The sequence below is a fragment of the Pseudomonas sp. MH10 genome (assembly GCF_034353045.1).
Lineage (GTDB): Bacteria > Pseudomonadota > Gammaproteobacteria > Pseudomonadales > Pseudomonadaceae > Aquipseudomonas.
Genome location: NZ_CP133783.1, coordinates 4637306 through 4658668 on the forward strand (window position 1 = coordinate 4637306; position 21363 = coordinate 4658668).

At 55.4% G+C, this 21363-nt stretch carries 19 protein-coding genes and 5 tRNA genes; 11 read left to right on the forward strand and 13 right to left on the reverse strand.

Annotated elements, in window-relative coordinates:
• Nucleotides 1–126: 126 nt before the first annotated feature.
• From RHM59_RS20820 to RHM59_RS20835, 4 genes are all read right to left on the reverse strand, one after another.
• The gene (locus RHM59_RS20820) at nt 127–1470 is read right to left on the reverse strand and encodes a sigma-54 dependent transcriptional regulator (protein WP_322285306.1); all 1344 of its coding nucleotides are present in this window, start codon (nt 1468–1470) and stop codon (nt 127–129) included.
• A gap of 2 nt (nt 1471–1472) precedes the next feature.
• The gene (locus tag RHM59_RS20825) at nt 1473–3065 is read right to left on the reverse strand and encodes a sensor histidine kinase (RefSeq protein WP_322285307.1); all 1593 of its coding nucleotides are present in this window, start codon (nt 3063–3065) and stop codon (nt 1473–1475) included.
• Nucleotides 3055–3294 carry a PP0621 family protein gene (locus tag RHM59_RS20830; protein WP_322166108.1) on the reverse strand — a complete coding sequence of 80 codons (240 nt, stop codon included), beginning with the start codon at nt 3292–3294 and terminating at the stop codon, nt 3055–3057. Before RHM59_RS20830 ends, RHM59_RS20825 begins: the two co-directional genes overlap by 11 nt.
• Nucleotides 3295–3410: 116 nt before the next feature.
• Nucleotides 3411–4427 (reverse strand): outer membrane protein assembly factor BamD, encoded by a 1017-nt coding sequence (locus RHM59_RS20835; RefSeq protein ID WP_322166105.1) that lies wholly within the window; start codon nt 4425–4427, stop codon nt 3411–3413.
• Between the two features lie 151 nt (nt 4428–4578).
• Between RHM59_RS20835 and rluD the strand changes: the two genes are divergently transcribed.
• The 7 genes from rluD to RHM59_RS20870 all read left to right on the forward strand — a co-directional run bounded on the left by rluD (nt 4579) and on the right by RHM59_RS20870 (nt 9820).
• On the forward strand, nt 4579–5541 hold the full coding sequence (gene rluD / locus RHM59_RS20840) for a 23S rRNA pseudouridine(1911/1915/1917) synthase RluD (RefSeq protein WP_322285308.1): 963 nt from the start codon (nt 4579–4581) through the stop codon (nt 5539–5541).
• A gap of 8 nt (nt 5542–5549) precedes the next feature.
• The gene (gene pgeF, locus RHM59_RS20845; protein ID WP_322285309.1) at nt 5550–6275 is read left to right on the forward strand and encodes a peptidoglycan editing factor PgeF; all 726 of its coding nucleotides are present in this window, start codon (nt 5550–5552) and stop codon (nt 6273–6275) included.
• A 259-nt stretch (nt 6276–6534) separates the two neighbouring features.
• On the forward strand, nt 6535–9099 hold the full coding sequence (clpB, locus tag RHM59_RS20850) for an ATP-dependent chaperone ClpB (protein WP_322166102.1): 2565 nt from the start codon (nt 6535–6537) through the stop codon (nt 9097–9099).
• Nucleotides 9100–9388: 289 nt separating this feature from the next.
• Nucleotides 9389–9464, forward strand: a tRNA-Asn gene (locus RHM59_RS20855).
• 23 nt (nt 9465–9487) lie between these two features.
• Nucleotides 9488–9564: transfer RNA gene (locus RHM59_RS20860), tRNA-Pro, on the forward strand.
• A gap of 5 nt (nt 9565–9569) precedes the next feature.
• A tRNA-Lys gene (locus tag RHM59_RS20865) sits at nt 9570–9645 on the forward strand.
• 98 nt (nt 9646–9743) lie between these two features.
• Nucleotides 9744–9820: transfer RNA gene (locus RHM59_RS20870), tRNA-Pro, on the forward strand.
• A 307-nt stretch (nt 9821–10127) separates the two neighbouring features.
• Here the strand turns inward: RHM59_RS20870 and RHM59_RS20875 are convergent.
• The 3 genes from RHM59_RS20875 to RHM59_RS20885 are packed head-to-tail and all read right to left on the reverse strand — an operon-like array spanning nt 10128 to nt 11473.
• Complete coding sequence (locus RHM59_RS20875; protein WP_322285310.1) at nt 10128–10301, reverse strand: DUF3094 family protein; 174 nt, start codon at nt 10299–10301, stop codon at nt 10128–10130.
• A gap of 36 nt (nt 10302–10337) precedes the next feature.
• The gene (locus RHM59_RS20880; protein ID WP_322166100.1) at nt 10338–10847 is read right to left on the reverse strand and encodes an MOSC domain-containing protein; all 510 of its coding nucleotides are present in this window, start codon (nt 10845–10847) and stop codon (nt 10338–10340) included.
• Nucleotides 10844–11473 carry a DUF1780 domain-containing protein gene (locus RHM59_RS20885; RefSeq protein WP_322166099.1) on the reverse strand — a complete coding sequence of 210 codons (630 nt, stop codon included), beginning with the start codon at nt 11471–11473 and terminating at the stop codon, nt 10844–10846. The genes RHM59_RS20880 and RHM59_RS20885 overlap by 4 nt, the downstream gene beginning before the upstream one ends.
• 199 nt (nt 11474–11672) lie before the next feature.
• Between RHM59_RS20885 and RHM59_RS20890 the strand changes: the two genes are divergently transcribed.
• Nucleotides 11673–12371, forward strand: a complete 699-nt coding sequence (locus RHM59_RS20890) for an energy-coupling factor ABC transporter permease (RefSeq protein WP_322285311.1) — start codon at nt 11673–11675, stop codon at nt 12369–12371.
• Nucleotides 12372–12398: 27 nt separating this feature from the next.
• Here RHM59_RS20890 and yacG read toward each other — a convergent pair whose 3' ends face one another.
• From yacG to pilB, 5 genes are read right to left on the reverse strand one after another with little or no spacing between them, the layout of a single operon-like run.
• Nucleotides 12399–12602, reverse strand: a complete 204-nt coding sequence (gene yacG, locus RHM59_RS20895; RefSeq protein ID WP_322285312.1) for a DNA gyrase inhibitor YacG — start codon at nt 12600–12602, stop codon at nt 12399–12401.
• Complete coding sequence (gene coaE / locus RHM59_RS20900; RefSeq protein ID WP_322285313.1) at nt 12599–13222, reverse strand: dephospho-CoA kinase; 624 nt, start codon at nt 13220–13222, stop codon at nt 12599–12601. The genes yacG and coaE overlap by 4 nt, the downstream gene beginning before the upstream one ends.
• Nucleotides 13219–14091, reverse strand: a complete 873-nt coding sequence (locus tag RHM59_RS20905) for an A24 family peptidase (RefSeq protein WP_322285314.1) — start codon at nt 14089–14091, stop codon at nt 13219–13221. Before RHM59_RS20905 ends, coaE begins: the two co-directional genes overlap by 4 nt.
• A 1-nt stretch (nt 14092) precedes the next feature.
• Nucleotides 14093–15310 (reverse strand): type II secretion system F family protein, encoded by a 1218-nt coding sequence (locus RHM59_RS20910; protein WP_322285315.1) that lies wholly within the window; start codon nt 15308–15310, stop codon nt 14093–14095.
• 2 nt (nt 15311–15312) lie between these two features.
• Complete coding sequence (gene pilB / locus RHM59_RS20915) at nt 15313–17013, reverse strand: type IV-A pilus assembly ATPase PilB (protein WP_322285316.1); 1701 nt, start codon at nt 17011–17013, stop codon at nt 15313–15315.
• 218 nt (nt 17014–17231) lie between these two features.
• Here pilB and RHM59_RS20920 point away from each other — a divergent pair, with 218 nt between their 5' ends.
• Nucleotides 17232–17669 (forward strand): pilin, encoded by a 438-nt coding sequence (locus tag RHM59_RS20920; protein WP_416195104.1) that lies wholly within the window; start codon nt 17232–17234, stop codon nt 17667–17669.
• A 131-nt stretch (nt 17670–17800) separates the two neighbouring features.
• Nucleotides 17801–17877 (forward strand) — tRNA-Thr (locus tag RHM59_RS20925).
• 57 nt (nt 17878–17934) lie between these two features.
• On the opposite strand, the gene nadC is transcribed toward RHM59_RS20925, so the two are convergent.
• Nucleotides 17935–18783, reverse strand: a complete 849-nt coding sequence (nadC, locus tag RHM59_RS20930; RefSeq protein WP_322166091.1) for a carboxylating nicotinate-nucleotide diphosphorylase — start codon at nt 18781–18783, stop codon at nt 17935–17937.
• Between the two features lie 330 nt (nt 18784–19113).
• Here nadC and RHM59_RS20935 point away from each other — a divergent pair, with 330 nt between their 5' ends.
• A complete protein-coding gene (locus RHM59_RS20935; protein ID WP_322285318.1) occupies nt 19114–21357 on the forward strand; it encodes a DUF1631 domain-containing protein in 2244 nt (747 codons plus the stop codon).
• The last annotated feature ends 6 nt before the right edge of the window (nt 21358–21363 follow it).

Below are 21363 nucleotides of genomic sequence, written 5' to 3' on the forward strand. Positions count from 1 at the left end.
AAGGCCTCTTCAGTCCCTAAATAGGGACGATAGGTCCCTTTTAGGGACTTATCAATAGGTGATGTTTAATTTCCATAATTTAAGACAGAGATCTGTGATCAGCTGCGGCCTATGGCGAGACTGGGCCTAATCATCCAACCCCAACTTCTTCAACCGATACCTTAACGAGCGAAACGTAAGGTTCAGGCGTTGCGCGGCGGCAGTGCGGTTCCAGCGGGTTTCTTCCAAGGCTTGCAGGATCAGCGTGCGTTCGATGCTTTCCAGATAGTCTTCCAGGTCGTTGATGTCGGCCAAGTGGTGTTCGCCGGGACCGCTGATGCTGGGGGTGTCTATGAGGCGCAAGTCGCTGGCTTCGATCCGGTCGTTATCGCACAGGGTGTAGGCACGCTCTAGCATGTTCTCAAGTTCGCGCACGTTGCCCGGAAAGCGATAGCTTTTCAGGGTTTCCAGCGCTTGGGCGTTGAGCGTGGCAGCAGGCTGGCCCGACCCTTCAGCCAATCGCCGGAGAATGCTGTCAGTCAGTTGCACGATGTCTTCCCGGCGTTCGCGTAACGAAGGCACGCGCAATTCTATGACGTTCAGCCGGTAGTACAAATCCTGACGGAAACGGCCGGCTGCAACTTCGGCATTCAGGTCTTTATGGGTAGCGCATAGGATGCGCACATCGACGACCAGTTCTTGCTGGCCGCCCACGCTGCGCACGGCTTTTTCCTGGATCACCCGCAGCAGTTTGACTTGCATTGCCAAAGGTAAATCCGCCACTTCATCAAGGAACAGCGTCCCGCCGTTGGCCGCTTGGAAGAGCCCTGGTTTGTCTTCAGTCGCGCCGGTAAAGCTGCCTTTACGATGGCCGAAAAACTCGCTTTCCATCAGCTCAGATGGAATTGCCCCGCAGTTGACCGGCACAAATGGATGGTCGATCCTCGGGCCTTGTTCGTGAATCAGGCGCGCCACCAGTTCTTTGCCGCTGCCCGATTCGCCACTGATATAAATGGGCGCCTGACTGCGGGCCAATTTACTGACCTGTTTGCGTAGCGCCCGCATCGGCGGCGAATCGCCCAGCAGGCGGCTGTCGAACGTGTTCTCGGTCCCGCTGGGGGTGTGCATGCGCAACGCGCTAGCCACTAACTCGCGAAGGCGAGTGAGGTCCACCGGTTTGGTCAGGAAGTCGAAGGCCCCGGCTTTCAGCGCATTGATCGCTGTATCAAGGCTGCCGTAGGCGGTGATCATGGCCACTGGCACTTGCGGATAACGCTGCTGGATGTGCTGCACCAGTTCCAGGCCATTGCCATCGAGCAGTCGCATATCGGTCAGGCATAAATCAAAAGGTTCGCGCTGCAACCAGTCCCGGGCTTCTCTAACGTTGCGCGCGCTGCGGGTGTCGAGCTTCATCCGTCCGAGGGTGATTTCCAACAGTTCACGGATGTCCGGTTCATCGTCGACGATCAGGATTTTTTGCTGTGGGCTCATGGTCAGCTCAACTTCAGCGGATGGGCAAAGGTTATGCGAAAACAGCTGCCGCCGCCTTCCCGAGGTCTGTAATCCAGATGCGCCTGATTGCTTTCGCACAACTCACGGGAAATATAAAGGCCCAGGCCGGTGCCTTTGGTTTCCGTGGTGAAGAACGGTTCGAAAATCTTCGGTAATTGCTCGTCGGCCACGCCAGGGCCGTTATCGAGTATTTCAAGCACCGGTAAGTCGCTGAGCGGATCGTGAAACAAATGAAGCCAGACCTGCGCCAGATCGTGGTTCTGAGCACTGTAGCGCAAGCCGTTCTGCAGCAGATTGACCAACACTTGGGTCAATTGTTCGGGGTCCATCCGTGTGCTCAGCGTGCCGGTTCCGATGTCGACGTGCAGCAGTTGATTGGCAAGCGCTGAGGCGCGGACCTCGTCGACAAAGTCTTCCAGCCAGCTCTTGAGATCAAGCAGCTGAGGGTCGGCTTGACGTCGACGAGACAGCTGCAGGACGTTTTCGATGACTTGATCCATGCGCCGCGTTTGGTCATGGATGATCTGGCTCAGTCGACGGTCTGGCGTAGTCAATTCCTCTGATTCTTTTAGCAACTGGGCCGCGTGACTAATTGCGCCCAGCGGGTTACGAATTTCGTGGGCAATACCGGCCGTCAGGCGCCCCAGTGCGGCCAGTTTAAGTTGTTGGGCCTGTTGGGAGATCAACGATAAGTCTTCTAGGAACACCAATGTTTGCCGGTGCTCGCCATGGTTTAAGGCGATAAAACTCGGTTGCAGCAGCGGGCCCGCAACGGACGTCTCGACGCTGTGCGGACGTAACATGGGGTTGATCAACCATTGCCGTAAACGATCCACCAATTGGGGCGAGTAAGCGTCAATGGTTTTGCCGATCAACTGCTCATTACCCATCAGCGTCAATGCCCCTTGGTTGGCCAGGAGCACTAGGCGCCGGGCGTCGAGCACCAGAATGCCGGTACGCATACGTTGCAAGATCAGCGCATTGAGCTCTTCCAGGTTGTCGACATCCGCTGCACGCGCGTTGGCCAAGGTTTCGCTTAGGTCCAGACGTCGAGTAAGCATTTGCACCAATAACGCTGCCGCAAAACTCAACGCACCGAGCATGCTTGCCTGAAAGTAGTGATTGAAGGCTGAAGGTCGGTTGAAGCTGAGGTAGAAGGTCAGGTAGATAATGCCGATGGCGGCAGCGGCGGCAATCAGCAAGCCTATGCGCCCGCGCAACAGCACGTTGCTGATGGCCACCGAGGCGATCAGCAAGTTGCCCATCCCGCTGGGAGCACCGCCGCCGGCATAGAACAGCGCGGACAGCATCACGATATCGGCCATCGCCAGGGCAAAAATCTGTGCTGCGTGTTCCGGCCTGTTCAGGAAGACGCCGGCCAAAATGTTGACGATCAGGTAAACCCAGCAACCCGATCTGAAGAGGTCTACGTTGACCAACTCCAGCAGGTCGTTGTCGAGGTTGCTGGAGATCAACAGGATTAACGTGATGCCGATGGCCAGGCGATAAAGATGATAAAGCCTTAGGATGCGCTGGCCTTGGGTGCCGTTTAGTGGAAGTACTTCAGCGGGCACGGGAACCTGGGCCCTGTTCGAGATGGGCCTGGCTGCAATACCAATGGTCTTGCTGGTTAAGCGCCCGGTCACGTGGCAAATGAACGCCGCAGTGATCGCATTTAACCATGGGCGCCGCGACGCCCTCGGGTGGAGGGGCGCTTTTGCGTGGCGCCGAGCGTTTGCCCAGGCGTTTGAAATAGTAAACCGCCACCGCGATTAAAATGACCCACAACAGTAAGCGAACCATGACTACCAGCTTTCTGAATAAAGATTCGCAGTGTAGCCAAGGAGATGACGGGCGCACAGCACAGAAATCGCGAATAAAAAAAGAGGCCCGCGGGCCTCTTTTTCACTGCGACGGAATCAGTCGAATACGCCGAAGGTCATGTAGCTGAACCACGAGCGGTCGCTGTTGTTGCCTTGCGCTTGATGCTGTTCTTCTTCTACCTGATCCTGATTGTCTGGGAGCAGGTCTTTGGGAATTGCATCTTTAGCATCTTGGTATTGCTTGATCACGTCTTGGTTGGCGCGAGTTTCACCCGGCGGCAGCGGCGCACTGTTTTCGATCAAGCCCAAAGTCGCCTTGGACAGCCACGAGCGGTTGTCCGCGTCGGAGACTTGCGGCACGAACTGGCCGTCAACCAGACTGGGATGGTTGGGGTAATTCAGCTTGAGGACCTCCAGGCTGGTAGCTGCCAGTTCGTCCAGGTGCATGCGCTGATAAGACTCGACCATCACTGCCAGGCCATCGCCAACAGCCGGCGTCTCCTGGAAGTTTTCCACCACGTAGCGCCCACGGTTGGCAGCTGCGACGTAGGCCTGACGGGTCAGGTAGTAATCGGCAACGTGAATTTCGTAAGCCGCCAGCAGGTTGCGCAAATAAATCATGCGCTGCTTGGCGTCAGGCGAATAACGGCTGTTGGGGTAGCGAGCGGTCAACTGCGCGAACTCGTTATAAGAGTCGCGAGCAGCGCCAGGGTCACGTTTGGTCATGTCCAACGGCAGGAACCGAGCCAGCAGGCCGACGTCCTGGTCGAATGAAGTCAGACCTTTGAGGTAATAGGCGTAGTCGACGTTGGGGTGTTGCGGGTGCAAACGGATAAAGCGCTCAGCCGCAGACTTCGCAGCCTCGGGCTCACCGTTTTTATAGTTGGCGTAAATCAACTCGAGCTGTGCCTGGTCGGCATAGCGTCCGAACGGATACCGCGACTCCAACGCTTTTAGCTTGTTGGTTGCGCTTGAGTAACTACTGTTGTCCAGGTCGGCCTGCGCCAGCTGGTACAGCTCGACTTCGCTCAGGTTTTCGTCGATGACTTCTTTCGACGAACAGGCGGCGGTGAGTGCGAGGATGGCGATCAGCAGCAGGTGTTTCACTTGCATGGCGGCTAGCGTCCCTATGACGGCCCGCTGTCTTGGGCGTGGCCGTCCTGTTATGATTGGCGCCCCGCGGAAACCCCCGGGGCAAAAGACGCCGTATTTAACCACAAGCGCGCAGCCGAAACCAAAGGCTACGCCGCCTCCTAGTCTGGCCATGTCCGAGAATATAGAACTTAGCGCAGAGGTACCGTCCGAAATGGGTGGTCAACGCCTCGATCAAGTCGCCGCACAATTATTCGCTGAGCACTCGCGCTCGCGCCTTTCCGCCTGGATAAAAGACGGCCGCCTGACTGTGGACGGGGCCGTTATACGTCCGCGTGACATCGTGCATGGCGGTGCTGTTCTGCATCTGACCGCAGAGCAGGAAGCCCAAGGTGAATGGGTGGCGCAGGATATTGAGCTCGATATCGTCTACGAGGACGATCAAATCATGGTGATCAACAAACCTTCAGGTTTGGTGGTTCACCCGGCGGCCGGTCATGCCGATGGCACGCTGCTTAATGCTCTACTGCACCACTTTCCAGACATCGTCAACGTGCCGCGCGCCGGTATCGTGCACCGTCTGGACAAAGACACCACCGGTTTGATGGTGGTTGCCAAGACTATTCAGGCGCAGACCCAGCTTGTCACGCAGCTGCAAAGCCGCGCGGTCAGCCGGATTTACGAATGCATCGTCATCGGTGTCGTTACCGCCGGCGGCAAGATCGACGCGCCGATTGGTCGTCACGGTCAGCAGCGTCAACGCATGGCGGTCATGGAAGGTGGCAAGCAGGCGGTAAGTCACTACCGTGTACTTGAGCGTTTCCGCTCTCACACCCATGTGCGGGTCAAGCTGGAAACCGGCCGTACTCACCAGATTCGCGTTCATATGGCACACGTGAACTTCCCGTTGGTCGGAGATCCGGCCTACGGTGGTCGCTTCCGTATTCCACCTGCGGCCAGCGTGACCATGGTCGAATCGTTGAAACATTTTCCGCGTCAGGCGCTTCACGCGCGTTTCCTGGAGCTAGATCATCCGACCACCGGTAAGCGCATGAAGTGGGAATCGCCACTTCCAGACGATTTTGTCTGGCTACTGACGTTGTTGAAGCAGGATCGTGAGGCCTTCATCGGGTGAAAGAGTTCGTGACGGAGTGGTTGATACCTGACTGGCCTGCGCCAGCGAATATCAAATCCTGCGTCACAACCCGTGCGGGCGGTGTCAGTCTGGCGCCGTTCGACAGCTTCAACCTTGGTGATCATGTTGACGACGATCCTGACGCGGTGGCTGCCAATCGTTTTCGTCTGACGTCTCACTTGGGTATTCAGCCGGCCTGGCTGAGCCAAGTCCACGGTGTCGAGGTCGTTCATGCGGACCCGCGCCGGGTGATCGCCGCTGACGCCAGTTGGACCGACACCCCTCATGTTGCCTGCACCATCATGACGGCCGACTGTTTGCCGGTGCTGTTTTGCGACCGTTCCGGAACCCGTGTGGCTGCTGCGCATGGCGGATGGCGGGGTTTGGCGGCGGGCATTTTGGAAGCGACGGTTGTCCAGATGGCGGTACCTGCCAGCGAAATCATCGTATGGTTGGGCCCGGCAATTGGCCCCCAGGCTTTTGAAGTCGGGCCGGAAGTGCGGGAGGCGTTCATTAGTACGCACCCTGAAACCCTCGACGCTTTTTTACCCAGCGTGAACGACGGCCGCTTCATGGCCGATATTTACGGCTTGGCGCGCCTGCGTTTGGCCGCGTGCGGAGTGATAGCGGTTTACGGCGGTGGTTTCTGTACGGTCAACGACCCACGCTTCTATTCTTTCCGCCGCAGCGCTCGAACCGGTCGGTTTGCCTCATTGGTGTGGATTGATCTGTAATTGTCGGCACCACCTTCTTTAGGGGCCAACTTGTTGGCGAGGCGCCTGAGCGGAAACAAGCAATAAGACTTTTCGCCAACACGTTGGCTCCTACAGATTAGTAACGCCTGAGCGGCTACGCTCACTTCACTTAATAGCTGACCTGCATCAATCAAACTGCGCTTGAATACTGCAAAATCGACCACATCTTATGGGCTATCTGGCAGGTTTTCTTTATAGGTGTGTCCATCGCTCCGGCCTGCTCAAAGGAAGGTGACTAATGCGTATAGACCGATTAACCAGCAAATTGCAGTTGGCGTTATCTGATTCCCAATCGTTGGCGGTGGGCCTGGACCATCCAGCCATCGAGCCCGCACATTTAATGCAAGCGCTGCTTGAACAGCAAGGCGGCACCCTCAAGCCGCTGCTGATGCAAGTTGGCTTCGACGTTAATAGTTTCCGTAAAGAGTTGAGCAAAGAGCTCGACCATCTGCCAAAAATCCAAAACCCAACGGGCGACGTCAATATGTCGCAGGATTTGGCGCGCCTGTTCAACCAGGCTGATCGGTTGGCTCAGCAGAAGGGCGATCAGTTCATTTCCAGTGAGCTGGTGTTGCTGGCAGCGATGGAAGACAACAGCAAGCTCGGCAAACTGTTGCTTGGCCAGGGCGTCAGCAAAAAGGCGCTTGAGAACGCTATCAGCAACCTGCGTGGCGGCGAGGCAGTGAATGACTCCAATGTTGAGGAGTCGCGTCAGGCGTTAGACAAATACACGGTTGACCTGACCAAGCGTGCTGAAGAAGGCAAGCTTGACCCGGTGATCGGACGTGACGACGAGATTCGTCGGACCATTCAGGTGCTGCAACGTCGTACCAAGAACAACCCGGTGCTGATTGGTGAGCCAGGGGTGGGTAAGACCGCCATTGTCGAAGGACTGGCTCAGCGCATCATTAACGGCGAAGTGCCGGACGGCCTCAAGGGCAAGCGTGTGTTGTCGTTAGACATGGGCGCGCTGATCGCCGGTGCCAAGTTCCGTGGCGAGTTCGAAGAGCGTTTAAAGGCATTGCTTAACGAGCTGTCGAAACAGGAAGGTCAAATCATCCTGTTCATTGATGAGCTGCACACCATGGTCGGTGCCGGTAAAGGCGAAGGCGCGATGGATGCGGGCAACATGCTCAAGCCTGCCTTGGCGCGCGGTGAGCTGCACTGTGTCGGCGCGACCACGCTCAATGAGTACCGCCAATATATAGAGAAGGATGCAGCCCTCGAACGGCGCTTCCAGAAAGTCCTGGTAGAAGAGCCGAGCGAAGAAGACACCATCGCCATTCTGCGTGGCTTGAAAGAACGTTACGAGGTCCACCATAAAGTTGCGATTACCGACGGCGCGATCATTGCGGCGGCCAAACTGAGCCATCGCTATATCACTGACCGGCAGTTGCCGGATAAAGCCATTGACCTCATCGACGAAGCCGCCAGCCGTATTCGCATGGAAATCGATTCCAAGCCGGAAGTGCTCGATCGTCTGGAGCGGCGTCTGATTCAACTGAAGGTTGAATCCCAGGCGCTACGAAAAGAAGACGATGAGGCGGCGATCAAGCGTCTTGAAAAGCTTCAGGAAGAAATCAATCGGCTTGAGCGTGAGTACGCTGATCTAGAAGAAATCTGGACCGCTGAAAAAGCTGAGGTCCAAGGTTCTGCGCAGATCCAGCAGAAAATCGAACAGTCGCGTCAGGAGTTGGAAGCCGCGCGTCGTCGAGGTGATTTAAATCGCATGGCTGAATTGCAGTACGGGATCATCCCGGACCTGGAGCGCAGCCTGCAAATGGTCGATCAGCACGGCAAAAGCGAAAACCAATTGCTGCGCAGTAAGGTTACCGAAGAAGAGATTGCCGAGGTCGTGTCCAAATGGACCGGTATTCCGGTGTCGAAAATGCTCGAAGGCGAGCGCGACAAGTTGTTGAAGATGGAAAGCTTGCTGCACCAGCGCGTTATCGGTCAGGACGAAGCGGTGATCGCGGTCTCCAACGCGGTGCGTCGATCCCGTGCCGGACTTTCCGACCCGGATCGCCCGAGCGGCTCGTTCATGTTCCTCGGCCCAACGGGTGTAGGTAAGACAGAGCTGTGTAAAGCGCTGGCAGAATTCTTGTTCGACACCGAAGAGGCCATGGTGCGCATCGACATGTCCGAGTTTATGGAGAAACACTCCGTTGCTCGACTGATCGGCGCACCTCCAGGGTATGTGGGTTATGAAGAGGGCGGCTACCTGACCGAAGCCGTTCGCCGTAAGCCGTATTCAGTGATCCTGCTGGATGAAGTCGAGAAGGCCCACCCTGATGTGTTCAACGTGTTGCTGCAGGTGCTTGAAGACGGTCGCTTGACTGACAGCCATGGTAGGACTGTGGATTTCCGCAACACCGTGATCGTGATGACCTCGAACTTGGGCTCGGCACAGATCCAAGACTTGGTAGGTGACCGCGAGGCGCAACATGCCGCCGTGATGGATGCCGTCAGTTCGCACTTCCGCCCGGAGTTTGTGAACCGTATCGATGAAGTCGTGGTGTTCGAGCCGTTGGCGCGTGATCAGATTGCCGGAATTGCCAATATTCAGTTGGGTCGCCTGCGTGGGCGCCTGGCTGAGCGCGAACTGAAGCTGGAGTTGAGCGACGAAGCGTTAGATAAGTTGATCGCGGTGGGCTACGACCCGGTGTATGGCGCACGGCCTCTTAAACGTGCGATACAGCGCTGGATCGAGAACCCGTTGGCGCAGCTGATTCTGTCCGGTCGCTTCCTGCCTGGCGCTAGCGTGACCGGCACAGTGGTCAACGACGAGATTGTTTTCGGCTGATCGGATCACGGTTCAGCTCTCTATAAGCTAAGGCCCTCTCGATGAGGGCCTTTTTTCTACGTAAAGCTTTTTAGGGTAAGAAACCGCGATTTTGAGCGATCTCACCGTTGAGTGGAAAAAAACGCAAATCATTGTCTTAAATGCAGTTTTAAGGGTTGACAGTCTTTTTTAAAATTGTAGAATAGCGCGCCTCAGAGATGCTAACGCAGCGATGCGAAAGGGTCGAAAAGGCTGAAATTAGTAGTTAATTCAGCGATGTAGTTGTAAAGTTGCGTCTGAAATCGATAGTTCCGCGATAGCTCAGTTGGTAGAGCAAATGACTGTTAATCATTGGGTCCCTGGTTCGAGTCCAGGTCGTGGAGCCACTTAATTCTAGATGTAGCCATATCGGGGTATAGCGCAGTCCGGTAGCGCGCCTGCTTTGGGAGCAGGATGTCAGGAGTTCGAATCCCCTTACCCCGACCATTTTTGGGTCGTTAGCTCAGTTGGTAGAGCAGTTGGCTTTTAACCAATTGGTCGTAGGTTCGAATCCCACACGACCCACCATTTTCTGCCGGGTTGTACCGGGCTGAATCTTAGGGAGTGATGCCAAAAGCATCACCCAATTAAAAGGCGCCTTTTTACGGGGTGCCTTTTTGTATCACCGGGGTATAGCGCAGTCCGGTAGCGCGCCTGCTTTGGGAGCAGGATGTCAGGAGTTCGAATCCCCTTACCCCGACCATTTTCTACTCATGTTGTTATGGGTTTGAAGATACAGGCCAGATGCTCCGCGCATCGAAGCCAAATGAAAAAAGCGTCCTTCGGGACGCTTTTTTTATGCCTGAAATAAACGAATCCGTGGGATCAAACGTGTTCGCGAAGCGGCATGCCTGAGACACCGCTTTGTTTTTTTCCCGAATGAATTCGGTCCCACTGATAACCGCGCTCACAAATCCGTGGGACCGAATTTATTCGGGAAGCTTTGCATCTGTTTCATCACATTGACCGCCTCGCCAACACGTTGGCTCTACAACGGCTCGTGCAAGCCTTCAGAGCGCCATGTAACTCAACAAGCGGCTCAGCAGGCCCAAACCAACCGTGACCGCCACTACCACGATAAGAAGCAGCCACGGCCGGAAAGGCTTGCGCTCGACTCGGTGTTGGGGCGTTTGCAGGTATTCTTCGACACGTTGTTGGTCATCAGGGTTTAGGCGGCTGGTCATGTGAGCCTCATTGGATAATGAAACGCGCGGGTAAAGTCAGGTGTGGATGAATTCCAGTGGTTCAACGCTGAGTGTATCGTCCAGGCGGATGATTCCGCTTTGTAGCACCCGCGCCGTAATTCCGCCATGGCCGCGTACAGCTTGAAAGGTGCCGTGGCCAAGTCGATGCTCAAGCCGAGCGCAAGGTTGGCACCATCCCGTGGTTTCCAGAATCGCCTGGCCGACCTTGAAGCGTCGGCCCTTGAGACTGAACAGGTTGATGCCACTGATCACCAAGTTGCGCCGCAGGTCTTGCGGCACGATGGGATTGTCGTCGGCGCGGCTCAGCAACGAACTGACCACGGCCAGATGCTCCCATTGAATTAACGTCACTTGCCGCGCGTTACGCGGGCCAGGCCGTGAGTGATCACCGGTCAGCCCAGCTTCGCGGCGCGCCTCCACGGCGTCCAGCACGGTCATATCGAGGCGCGACTCAGGTCGCACGCCAATCCAGCGCACACGGCCCTGTTGAGGCACGTCGGCAAGCAGTTCCTGCAAGGGACTCATAGGCTGATGCCCACATCAAAGACCACGCTGCGACCGAGGTTAGTTCGCAAGAAATCCGGTGCGTCGGGATGCGCAAACAACACGCGAGCGAACGTCGGCCCGACCAATGACAACGAGCGCCAGCCTTGGCGCAGGTATTCAGTCGGGGGTGGGAAGTGGCTGTTCAAGTCCAGCACTTCACGCTTGAGGCTGGCAAACGCAATGATGTCCAACTCCCCGAGGTCTAGCCCGCGTTCGCGGTAGTTGTGGGCTTTTTTGCGTAACGTCGGCGCCAGACGCTGCAGTAATTCTGGCGCGGAGATGCGTTTAGGTTTCGCTTCACGGCGCACCAGTTGGCTCAACGAAAAGGCGCTGCGCCGCCGTTGTAACTCTTCACGCCATTCATCGTTCAAGCGTCGACCTTCATCAAGCACAAAAAACACCTCAAAACTGGCATCGCGAAACAACACGTCGGGTGGCTCTTGCCCTGCCGGGGTGAAGTCTTCGTTGCGGTGCGCAATGTTCAGGCCTTGCAACAACCGCTGACAAACCCAGCGCTCACGCTCCCACTTGCGCGCATTGGAAAGAAATGCGTTGGCTTGTTCGGCCTGAATCGTGAGCAGGCGTAAGTAGTCTGAGTCATCCATAGGCCAAGCTTAGCGTTCAAAGTGTGATGACTGGAAGGAAGAATGAGGAGGTGTAGACTTTGGAGCATGATTTAGCGCCGACCGGCTAAGTGCGATCTTGGCGCGCGGCGTGGTAACGAATTTCTCCTCGATACAACGAAACTGAAAACATGGAGATCTAAGTGAACATTGACATCGTTTTCCTGCCCGGTATCGCACCATGATCAGTGCTCAAGTGCTCTCCCCAGAAACCATGACCGTTGGTTGGTTGCTCTATGTGCCGGTGGTGCTGTGGGCAATATGGCGCACGCCTTGGGTCGAGTTGTTCACCGATAACCGCCGGCAACATTTGTTTTACGGCACGGTGTTCGCGCTGTTTTTGCTATGGCTAGTGCGTCGGGATTTCGACACCGGCGTGTCGTATCACTTTATCGGCATGACCGCCGTCACCCTGCTGCTGGATTGGCCGCTGGCGGTTGTCGGTGGGCTGCTGGCGCAATTGGGGCTGTTGCTGCTCGGGCGGCAGGACCTTGGCGCATTGGGCGTGAATGGTCTGTTGCTGATCGTCCTGCCGGTGTTAGTGACCGAAGCGTGCGCCCTGCTGGTAGAGCGCGCACGGCCAAAAAATCCCTTCGTGTACATCTACTGCTCAGGTTTTTTAGCCGCAGCGATATCTGCTTTGCTGTGCCTGCTGCTGGTGTTGGTCGTGCTGTGGTTCGACGGGTTGTTTGCGATGCCGTTTTGGCTAGAGGACTTTGTCGGGTACTTGTGGCTGATCATTTTCCCCGAGGCCTTCATCAACGGTATGGTGGTCAGCGCGTTGGTGGTGTTTTGCCCTGAATGGCTTGAGACATTCAACCGTACCCGGTACTTGTCTGCGCCGTGGAACGAGGAGGGGCCGTCCAAGGGCGACCGCTGATCGTTGCAAACCAGCGGTCGTGCCCCATCAATGTTCGCGGGACGGGAAGTCGCCGGAGAACGATTCGTCTTCTGCGTCCGGGCTCACTGGAATCGCGTGTTCTTCTGAGGCCCATGCGCCTAAATCAATCAACTTGCAGCGATCAGAGCAAAACGGCCGGAAGGTGCTAGTAGCGCCCCATTCCACAGGGGCGCCACAGGTAGGGCATTCGACGGTCAAGGGCTGGCTCATGGTTGGCCTCCATGTAAAGTTAAATAGAAATGATGCAGGCGCCCGACTTCGCTTTTCAACCACGCGGGATCGCGGTCGTTGACCAGCACATCATCAGCGTGACTCAGGCGTAGTTCGCGGTTGGCCTGAACGTTGAGAATGGCTTTGACCTGCTCCTCGCTGGTGCTGTCGCGAAGCATGGTGCGCTGAATTTGCAACCGCTCTGGAGCATCGATCACTAACACGCGCTGGGTCAGCTTGTATTGACCTGATTCCACCAGCAGCGGCGAAACCAGAATCGCATACGGCGATTCTGCCCGAGCCAAGTAGCTCATGATCTCTTGGCCGATCAGCGGATGCAGCAAGGTCTCAAGCCAGCGACGCTGTTCGGGATTTTGAAAGATCAGGCCGCGCAACGCCGTGCGGTCCAGCTGGCCATCGGGCTGCAGCACACCAGCGCCGAAGTGCTCGGCAATCTGCGCCAGTGCGGGACGGCCAGGTTCAACGACCCAGCGTGCGGCGTGGTCAGCGTCGACCAAGTGCACGCCTAGGTCAATAAAGTGCTGCGCCGCTGCACTTTTACCGCTGCCGATGCCGCCAGTGAGGCCGAGAATCCAGGGTTTGAAAGGGTTTTTGGTCATCTGAAACCGGCAAACTGCATGTAAGAGGCGGTTATTTGACCACCCCAGAGCAGCGCGATCCAGCCTGCAATTGCCAAATAAGGACCGAAGGGGATCGGCGTGCTGGTGCTCGCGTTGCGCAACCGCAACATAATCAGGCCCAACACCGCACCCACCAGTGACGCCAGCAAAATCGTCAGCGGAAGTATCTGCCAGCCACCCCACGCACCGAGCATCGCCAGCAACTTAAAGTCGCCATAGCCCATGCCTTCCTTGCCGGTCACCAACTTAAACGTCCAAAACACCAACCACAGGCTCATGTAACCGGCCACCGCGCCCCACAAGGCATCGTGCAAGTTAGTGAACAGCCCAAAGGTGTTAACGATCAAACCCAGCCATAACAGTGGCAGCACCAACGCGTCGGGCAACAGTTGATGGTCCGCATCAATCAAACTCATCGCCAGCAGGCCCCACGCCAGCACTAACATCGCCGCCGCCTGCCAGCCGAACCCGAAATGCCAGGCAATAAACGCCGAGAGCAGCCCGCAGGCGAGTTCGATGATAGGGTAACGCTTACTGATAGGCGCTTTACAGCCGGAGCACTTGCCGCCGAGGAACAGATAACTGATCACCGGCAAGTTCTCCCATGCTCGGATCTTGTGCGCACAGCGCGGGCAGCGGGAGTGGGGGAGCATCAGGTTAAAGGTGTCAGGTTCCGGCTCAGCCGGGAGCGAAAGCATTTCGCGGGATTGAGACTTCCAATCGCGGTCGAGCATGATGGGCAGGCGGTAGATGACGACGTTTAGAAAGCTGCCGACCAGCAGGCCCAATACCAGAGTGCAGATGACACAGGCCAGGGGAGAGCTGGCCAGCAAATTAATGAGCGGCATGTTAAACGACGTTTCCGAGCTGGAAGATGGGGAGGTACATCGCGATGACGAGGCCACCGACTACTACGCCGAGGACTGCCATGATGAAGGGCTCCATCAGCGCGGTCATGTTATCGACCATGCCGTCAACTTCGTCTTCGTAAAAGGTTGCGACTTTATCGAGCATCGAATCCAAGGCGCCTGACTCTTCACCAATGGCTGTCATTTGAATCGCTAATGTGGGAAACACTCCGGTGGTGCGCATTGAAAAGTTCAGTTGCATGCCGGTAGATACGTCGAGTTTTATGCGGTTCACTGCGTTTCTGAACACCACATTCCCCGTGGCGCTGGCGACAGATTCCAGTGCTTCGACCAGCGGTACGCCAGCCGCGAACGTGGTCGACAAAGTACGGGCGTAGCGGGCGACGGATGATTTGTAGATCAATGGGCCGACAATGGGGACTTTGAGTAAGCCTCGGTCTATCGCGTCCCGGAATTTTTGAGAAGTTTTATAGGCTCGTTTAAAGCAAAAGATTGAAAGAACAACTCCCGCTAAAACGATATACCACCAATTCTGTAACAGGTCTGAAAGGCCAATGACCATCAACGTAAAGGCGGGTAGCTTTGCGCCAAAGCTTGAAAAAACGGTCTGGAATTGAGGAACAACTTTCATTAGTAGAATTGACGACACAATCAAGGCTACGATAACTACCGCGATTGGGTAGGTCATGGCCTTCTTTATTTTTGCCTTGAGCATTTCTGTCTTTTCTTTATAGGTCGCTACCCTTTCCAGCAAGGCTTCCAATGCACCCGCTTGCTCGCCTGCGTCTACCAAACTGCAATAAAGATCATCGAAGTATTCTGGCTTTTTCCGTAACGACGACGCGAAGCTGTTACCTGCCGCCACTTCTTGTTTGATTTCGTTGACTAAGGTTCTCATTCGCGGGTTATCAGAGCTTTCGCCGATGATGTCGAAAGATTGCAATAGCGGAACCCCTGCTTTCATCATGGTCGCCATCTGCCGTGTGAAAAACGCAATATCAATGGGCTTTATCTTTTTGCCTTCACCAAAAAATGAGGCGGTTTTTTTACGCACCTTGATCGGTGTGATGCCCTGCTTGCGCAACAGTGCTTTGACCAGGGCTGGATTGTGCCCGTTTAGTTCTCCGGTCAGTTTTGCACCCTTTTTGTCCTTGCCTTCCCAAGCGTAAACACTCACTTTGACTGCCTTGGTCGCCATGCTTAATCCTTGGTCACACGGTTGATTTCTTCGAGGCTGGTGACACCTTGCATCGCCTTCATCAATCCCGACGTACGCAGGTCGTTAAAGCCGTCCTTACGCATTTGAACAGCGATATCCATCGAGTTACCTTCCTCCATGATGAGCCGTTGCAGCTCGGGGGTGCTTTTCACCACCTCATAAATCCCGACCCGGCCTTTATAGCCATTGTTGCAATGGTCACAGCCAACCGGAGAGTAAATCTTAAACGTGCCAATTTTTTCTTCGGGAAACCCTTCCCTGATCAGCGTTTCACGGGGTATATCTGCTTCCTTCTTGCACAAGGGACACAATTTTCGTGCCAAACGTTGAGCGATGATCAGGTTAATAGCGGTAGCAATATTGAATGCAGCCACGCCCATGTGCTGAAGGCGAGTCAGGGTTTCAGCTGCGCTGTTGGTGTGTAACGTAGACAACACCATGTGGCCTGTTTGCGAGGCCTTGATGGCAATTTCCGCCGTTTCCAAGTCGCGAATTTCCCCGACCATGATTACATCCGGGTCTTGACGCAAGAAGGCGCGCAATGCCTGTGAAAAGTCCATGCCTTGGCGTGGGTTGACGTTAACCTGATTGATACCTTCCAGGTTGATCTCCACCGGGTCTTCTGCAGTGGAAATGTTGATGTCAACGGTGTTGAGAATATTCAGGCCGGTGTAAAGCGAAACGGTTTTTCCTGAACCGGTAGGTCCGGTAACTAATATCATGCCCTGGGGCTGTTTAAGCGCCGCCAGATACAGCTCTTTTTGATCGGGCTCATAGCCGAGTGCATCAATTCCCATCTGTGCGGTGGACGGATCAAGAATCCGCATCACGATCTTTTCGCCCCACAAGGTGGGCAAGGTATTGACTCGAAAGTCGATCGCCTTGGTTTTTGAAATCCGCAATTTGATCCGGCCGTCTTGTGGGCGGCGGCGTTCTGAGATATCCAGGCTAGCCATGACCTTTAAGCGCGCAGCGATCCTGCTGGCCAACTGAACGGGCGGCTTTGCTACCTCGTGAAGAATGCCGTCGGTGCGTAGACGCACCCGGTAAGTCTTTTCATATGGTTCAAAGTGCAGGTCCGATGAGCCCAGCTTAATGGCGTCCAAAAGCATTTTATTAACGAAACGAACTACGGGTGCATCGTCGGCATCTTGCCCGGCGATGGTGTCTTGTTTCTTGTCATCCGAAGTGTCTATGTCGAGACTATCAAGGTCGACATCCGCCATTTCGCCTAAACCGGCGTTGGCACCCTCGAAAAATTTTTCTATAGCGTCAGTTAATTTGTCATCCTCTACCAAGATAGCTTCAGTGTTGAGGCCGGTGCTGAACTGAACATCGGTGACAGCTTGGTGGTTGGTAGGGTCTGAAATTCCTACAAATAATTTATTGCCCCGTCGCCATAACGGCAAGACATGGTGTTGGCGAATCAATTTTTCGCTTACTAACCCCTTGGGCTGTCCCTCTTTATCAAGCGTGCTTAAATCTAGAAAGGGCACACCAAATTGCTCTGAAGCAATCTCAGCCAAAACGATGCTTTTAAGCAGTTTATTCTGCACCAGGTAGCTAACCAGCGATATTTTGCTGCGCTGAGCTTTCTGATAAGCGTCTTGAGCGACCTTTTCATTTAGCAGCCCCGCTACCGCCAGTTGCTTGGCCAAACCTGTTAAAGCGACATCAGTCATAAGACCACCGGACACAGACAATGCGACGGTTATAGCGCAGTCGGGCTGTGCTGCCAAACCCTCGAAGACAAACTGACCAAATTTGTCAGTTTGTGCGGTTATAGGCGAGGTTTTTCCTGCGCACGTGTGCGGTTTGCCTTTAAAGGGAAGCGTTGAACGGCTTGGCACGGGCCGTGCTTTGATTGTTTCAGATGGTACCTATTGGCGTACGGAGAAATATCATGAAATTGCAAAAAGGCTTCACACTTATCGAACTGATGATCGTGGTTGCGATTGTCGGGATTCTAGCGGCCGTGGCCCTTCCTGCGTACCAGAACTACATCAAGAAAGCGGCCTATGCAGAAATTACGTCGGCTATGGACCCAATTAAGGCGGCCATCAGTATTTGTGCTCAGCAGCAAGTTCAAGGCGGTGCGAACTACCTTGGCTGCGATACCCCTGCGCTTATAGGTATAACCATGCCAGGTGCCGGGCCCGCTTTGGCCAGTATTGCAATCACTGCTTCGACAGCTGTGATTACAGCTACACCAAACGCATATAAAGGGATTTTGGTTGGAGAAACTTGCACACTTACGCCTTCTGCACCAGTCGCTAACACCGCTATAACTTGGACGTGGGGCGGTTCCTGCGTAACGGCTGGCTACATCAGAAACTAAGCCTTAGTGGATGATGTTTGAATCGGAGTTTAGTCAGTCACTGGTTTCGGTTATCGATGCGTCAATGCCACGGATTGCTGGGCCATTGTCAAGTTGTGAGAGGTTTGGCTCAGTGCTAGCCTCACTCAATCGCCGAAATAGCTCAGTCCGGTAGAGCAGCGCACTCGTAACGCGAAGGTCGTAGGTTCGATTCCTATTTTCGGCACCAAAAAAAGCCCCGATTCTCACGATTCGGGGCTTTTTCACATCTGGCAAACCTAACCCCTCACAAACTCAACCGCATCGACAAATCCACCGCCTTTATATCTTTCGTCAGTGCACCAATCGAAATGTAATCCACCCCGGTCTCAGCAATCGGCACCAGCGTGGTGTCGTTAATCCCGCCACTGGCTTCCAGTTTCGCTCGTCCGGCGGTAATGCGTACGGCTTCGCGCATGTCGTCCAGGCTCAGTTCGTCGAGCATGATGATGTCGGCACCCGCCAGCAGCGCTTGATTCAGTTCATCAAGGCTTTCAACTTCGATTTCTACCGGTTTGCCGGGGGCGATTTTGCGGGCGGTGGCGATTGCCTGGGCGATGCCGCCGCAGGCAGCGATGTGGTTTTCTTTGATCAGGAACGCGTCGAACAGGCCGATGCGGTGGTTATGGCAACCGCCGCAGGTGACGGCGTATTTCTGCGCCAGGCGCAGACCGGGCAGGGTTTTGCGGGTGTCGAGAATTTTGACGTGGGTGTTGGCCACTTTGTCGGCGTAGTACTGCGCGCGAGTGGCTACGCCGGAGAGCATTTGCAGAAAGTTTAACGCGCTGCGTTCGCCTGTCAGCAATGAGCGTGCGGGCCCTTCGAGGTGGAACAGTGGTTGATTGGGTTTGACCCGCTCACCATCGGCGACTTGCCAATGCACCGCGACACGGGGGTCCAGTTGCCGAAAAACCGTGTCCACCCAGGCTGTGCCGCTGATTACGGCAGCATCACGGGTAATGATCGTGGCCTTGGCCAGGCGTTCTGCCGGAATCAGCTGGGCGGTAATGTCGCCACTGCCTACATCCTCTAGCAGCGCGCGGCGCACGTTGGCTTCAATTTCAGCCGTCAGGGGGGCGAGGCGTAGGTTTGGCATTGCGAACTCCACTTCTAGGTGGGCCGAGTATAAGGCACCCCATCGCAGCAACCCACCCCGCGAAGCGCCGCAGGCATGAGCCTGCGCCTGCAGTTCGTCGGTTTTGCCGTGGTCTACGCGATGGAAGTTGAGACCTGCGGTCTATTCAGCGCTAACGGACGTAAATAGCTGTAATCACCACTGGCTTAACTGACATCTTTTGCAAGATACTGTGTCGGTCAATTGACGTCATGACTTTGGCGCAAACTTTTTCGTAGAAACTGACTTTACAGATCGACCTATTGCGTCTTGTCTGTAGTGGGGTCGCGGATGTTCTCATTGGAGACGTTGATGCAAAACGACGGGAAAGTGGTTCCGCTGAACAAGGGTGCCCCAGAGCAAGTGCCGGCCTCGTCGCTGGTTCGGATTCCCGTTGTATTGCTGCAAGTTCGCGACAAAGCCGCACAGCAGGTGAAGGACGCGTTGCAGACGCTGTTCGACAACGCTGATGACACGCTGTTTGAAATGGCCGATCGTGCCCACAACAATGCTGAGCAAAACAGTTTTTTTGAGGCGATGCGCGATCTTCGCCTCAAACGTAAAAGCATAGAGCGGGGTTTCATCGATAAGTTTTATGAAGCCTTTTTGCGTCTGGGTCAGTACGAGGTCAGCGAGCCTGAAGTCGACTCGCCGATGACGTTCGATAAACTGGCGCTGGTACACAACGACGATCTGGAGAAAATCGTTGCTGTCGACGCGATGGTGTCCAAGGTCCTGAGCCGCGACGGGTTTGCTCTCTCTCAGTTGACCACCCGCTTGAATACCCTGATTCCCCAACACCTGACCGACCTGTCCAACCCAATGGGGCCGACGGCGCTGTGCGATTTCTTTTTGCAGTCTTGTCGCACTTTGGGCGTTGAAATAAAGGTCAGATTGATCATTTTCAAATTGTTTGAAAAATATGTGCTGACCGATGCCGACCAACTCTACGACGAAGCCAACCAGTTATTGATTACCAGCGGCGTTCTCCCGGACCTCAAGGGCGCGCCTGCCCGGCGGGTTTCTGATCGAGCAAAGGCCAGTTCGCGAGCTTCGCAAGGGGCCGATGCGGTCGATGCAGCCGCCGCAGCCATCGCCAGTCGGCAACTCGACCAAGATGTCCACGAAGTGTTTGCTGCGCTTCAAGAGTTGCTTTTATACGTGCGCAGTGTCGCGCCATTGCCTGACCCCACCACTGAAGCCAAACCGATTTCCAGCCAGGACCTGCTACGCCTTCTGTCGCACCTGCAGCAGTACGTGCCGGCGCCCGAGGCGCACGACGAATTCAATCTGCGCAACCAGCTCGAAGAGTTGCTGGCCCGCGTCAGCATGAAAAGTGGCAAGTATCGTGTGGTGGGTGTCGTTGACGAAGATGTCATCAACCTGATCGCCATGCTGTTTGAGTTCATCCTCGACGACCGCAATTTGCCGGACTCGCTCAAAGCGTTGATTGGGCGTCTGCAAATTCCGATGTTGAAAGTCGCGGTGATCGACAAAAGTTTTTTCAGTCGTGGCAGCCATCCCGCGCGACGTCTGCTCAATGAAATCGCCTACGCTGCATTGGGCTGGGGCGGTCGCGACGACTATCAACGCGACACGCTCTATGTGCGAATCGAACAGATTGTGCAGCGGTTACTTAATGATTTCGTCGACGACCCGGCGATCTTTTCCGAATTGTTGGTGGATTTCCTCGCGTTTACGGGCGACGAGCGTCGTCGCAGTGAGCTACTTGAGCAACGCACCCGCGATGCGGAAGAAGGCCGTGCCCGGGCTGAGTTGGCACGGGAGCTGGTACAGCATGAGTTGAATCATCGCCTGCTGGGCAAAACCTTGCCTGAAGTGGTGGTGCGTCTCCTTCAGGAAGCTTGGAGCAAGGTGCTGCTGCTGACCTGCTTGAAACACGGGGATCAGTCGGCAGAATGGCGTGCGGGTTTGGGCGCCATGGACGATTTGATCTGGAGCGTCGAGCCCCATGAAGAGCCCGAAGCTCGGCAGCGATTGCTGGATCTGGTGCCCGGCTTGCTCAAATCCTTGCGCGATGGCCTGACCAGCGCGGCGTTTGATCCATTCGCCACTGGCGACTTTTTTAATCAGCTGGAAAGCCTGCATGTCCAGGCGTTCCAATACTTGGCCCCTCAACAGGATGATCTTGGCGAGAACCCAATCAAATCGGCGTCAATTGCGGAAATGATCGCGGTTGTCGAGGAGATTGTGCTGATCGCGCCGGGTGAACAACCGCACAGCGATCAAAGCGTGCGCCTGGAAGACGATGACGATGCGGTCCTTGAAGTCCACAAACTGCGCATCGGCAGCTGGGTCGAAATACAGGAAGACGAGGAGCACAAACTGCGCTGTAAGCTGGCAGCCATCATTGAGCCGGCCGGTCGTTACGTGTTTGTTAACCGCACGGGCATGAAGGTGCTGGAAAAAACCCGCATGGGCCTGGCGGTGGAGTTTCGTCGAGGCGCTGTTCGCCTGCTCGACGACGCCCTGCTATTCGACCGCGCACTGGAGGCCGTGATCGGCAACCTGCGCAGGCTTAAGGGCGGGGCTTGATTGCCG

What these genes read in the sequence shown, in the direction of transcription:
- RHM59_RS20890 (WP_322285311.1), top strand. Translation starts at nt 11,673, where the DNA reads ATGATCAGTGCTCAAGTGCTCTCCCCAGAAACCATGACCGTTGGTTGG.
- yacG (WP_322285312.1), bottom strand. Translation starts at nt 12,602, where the DNA reads ATGAGCCAGCCCTTGACCGTCGAATGCCCTACCTGTGGCGCCCCTGTG.
- RHM59_RS20935 (WP_322285318.1), top strand. Translation starts at nt 19,114, where the DNA reads ATGCAAAACGACGGGAAAGTGGTTCCGCTGAACAAGGGTGCCCCAGAG.
- RHM59_RS20835 (WP_322166105.1), bottom strand. Translation starts at nt 4,427, where the DNA reads ATGCAAGTGAAACACCTGCTGCTGATCGCCATCCTCGCACTCACCGCC.
- RHM59_RS20875 (WP_322285310.1), bottom strand. Translation starts at nt 10,301, where the DNA reads ATGACCAGCCGCCTAAACCCTGATGACCAACAACGTGTCGAAGAATAC.
- coaE (WP_322285313.1), bottom strand. Translation starts at nt 13,222, where the DNA reads ATGACCAAAAACCCTTTCAAACCCTGGATTCTCGGCCTCACTGGCGGC.
- RHM59_RS20885 (WP_322166099.1), bottom strand. Translation starts at nt 11,473, where the DNA reads ATGGATGACTCAGACTACTTACGCCTGCTCACGATTCAGGCCGAACAA.
- rluD (WP_322285308.1), top strand. Translation starts at nt 4,579, where the DNA reads ATGTCCGAGAATATAGAACTTAGCGCAGAGGTACCGTCCGAAATGGGT.
- RHM59_RS20910 (WP_322285315.1), bottom strand. Translation starts at nt 15,310, where the DNA reads ATGGCGACCAAGGCAGTCAAAGTGAGTGTTTACGCTTGGGAAGGCAAG.
- clpB (WP_322166102.1), top strand. Translation starts at nt 6,535, where the DNA reads ATGCGTATAGACCGATTAACCAGCAAATTGCAGTTGGCGTTATCTGAT.
- RHM59_RS20820 (WP_322285306.1), bottom strand. Translation starts at nt 1,470, where the DNA reads ATGAGCCCACAGCAAAAAATCCTGATCGTCGACGATGAACCGGACATC.
- RHM59_RS20830 (WP_322166108.1), bottom strand. Translation starts at nt 3,294, where the DNA reads ATGGTTCGCTTACTGTTGTGGGTCATTTTAATCGCGGTGGCGGTTTAC.
- RHM59_RS20880 (WP_322166100.1), bottom strand. Translation starts at nt 10,847, where the DNA reads ATGAGTCCCTTGCAGGAACTGCTTGCCGACGTGCCTCAACAGGGCCGT.
- nadC (WP_322166091.1), bottom strand. Translation starts at nt 18,783, where the DNA reads ATGCCAAACCTACGCCTCGCCCCCCTGACGGCTGAAATTGAAGCCAAC.
- RHM59_RS20905 (WP_322285314.1), bottom strand. Translation starts at nt 14,091, where the DNA reads ATGCCGCTCATTAATTTGCTGGCCAGCTCTCCCCTGGCCTGTGTCATC.
- pilB (WP_322285316.1), bottom strand. Translation starts at nt 17,013, where the DNA reads ATGACTGATGTCGCTTTAACAGGTTTGGCCAAGCAACTGGCGGTAGCG.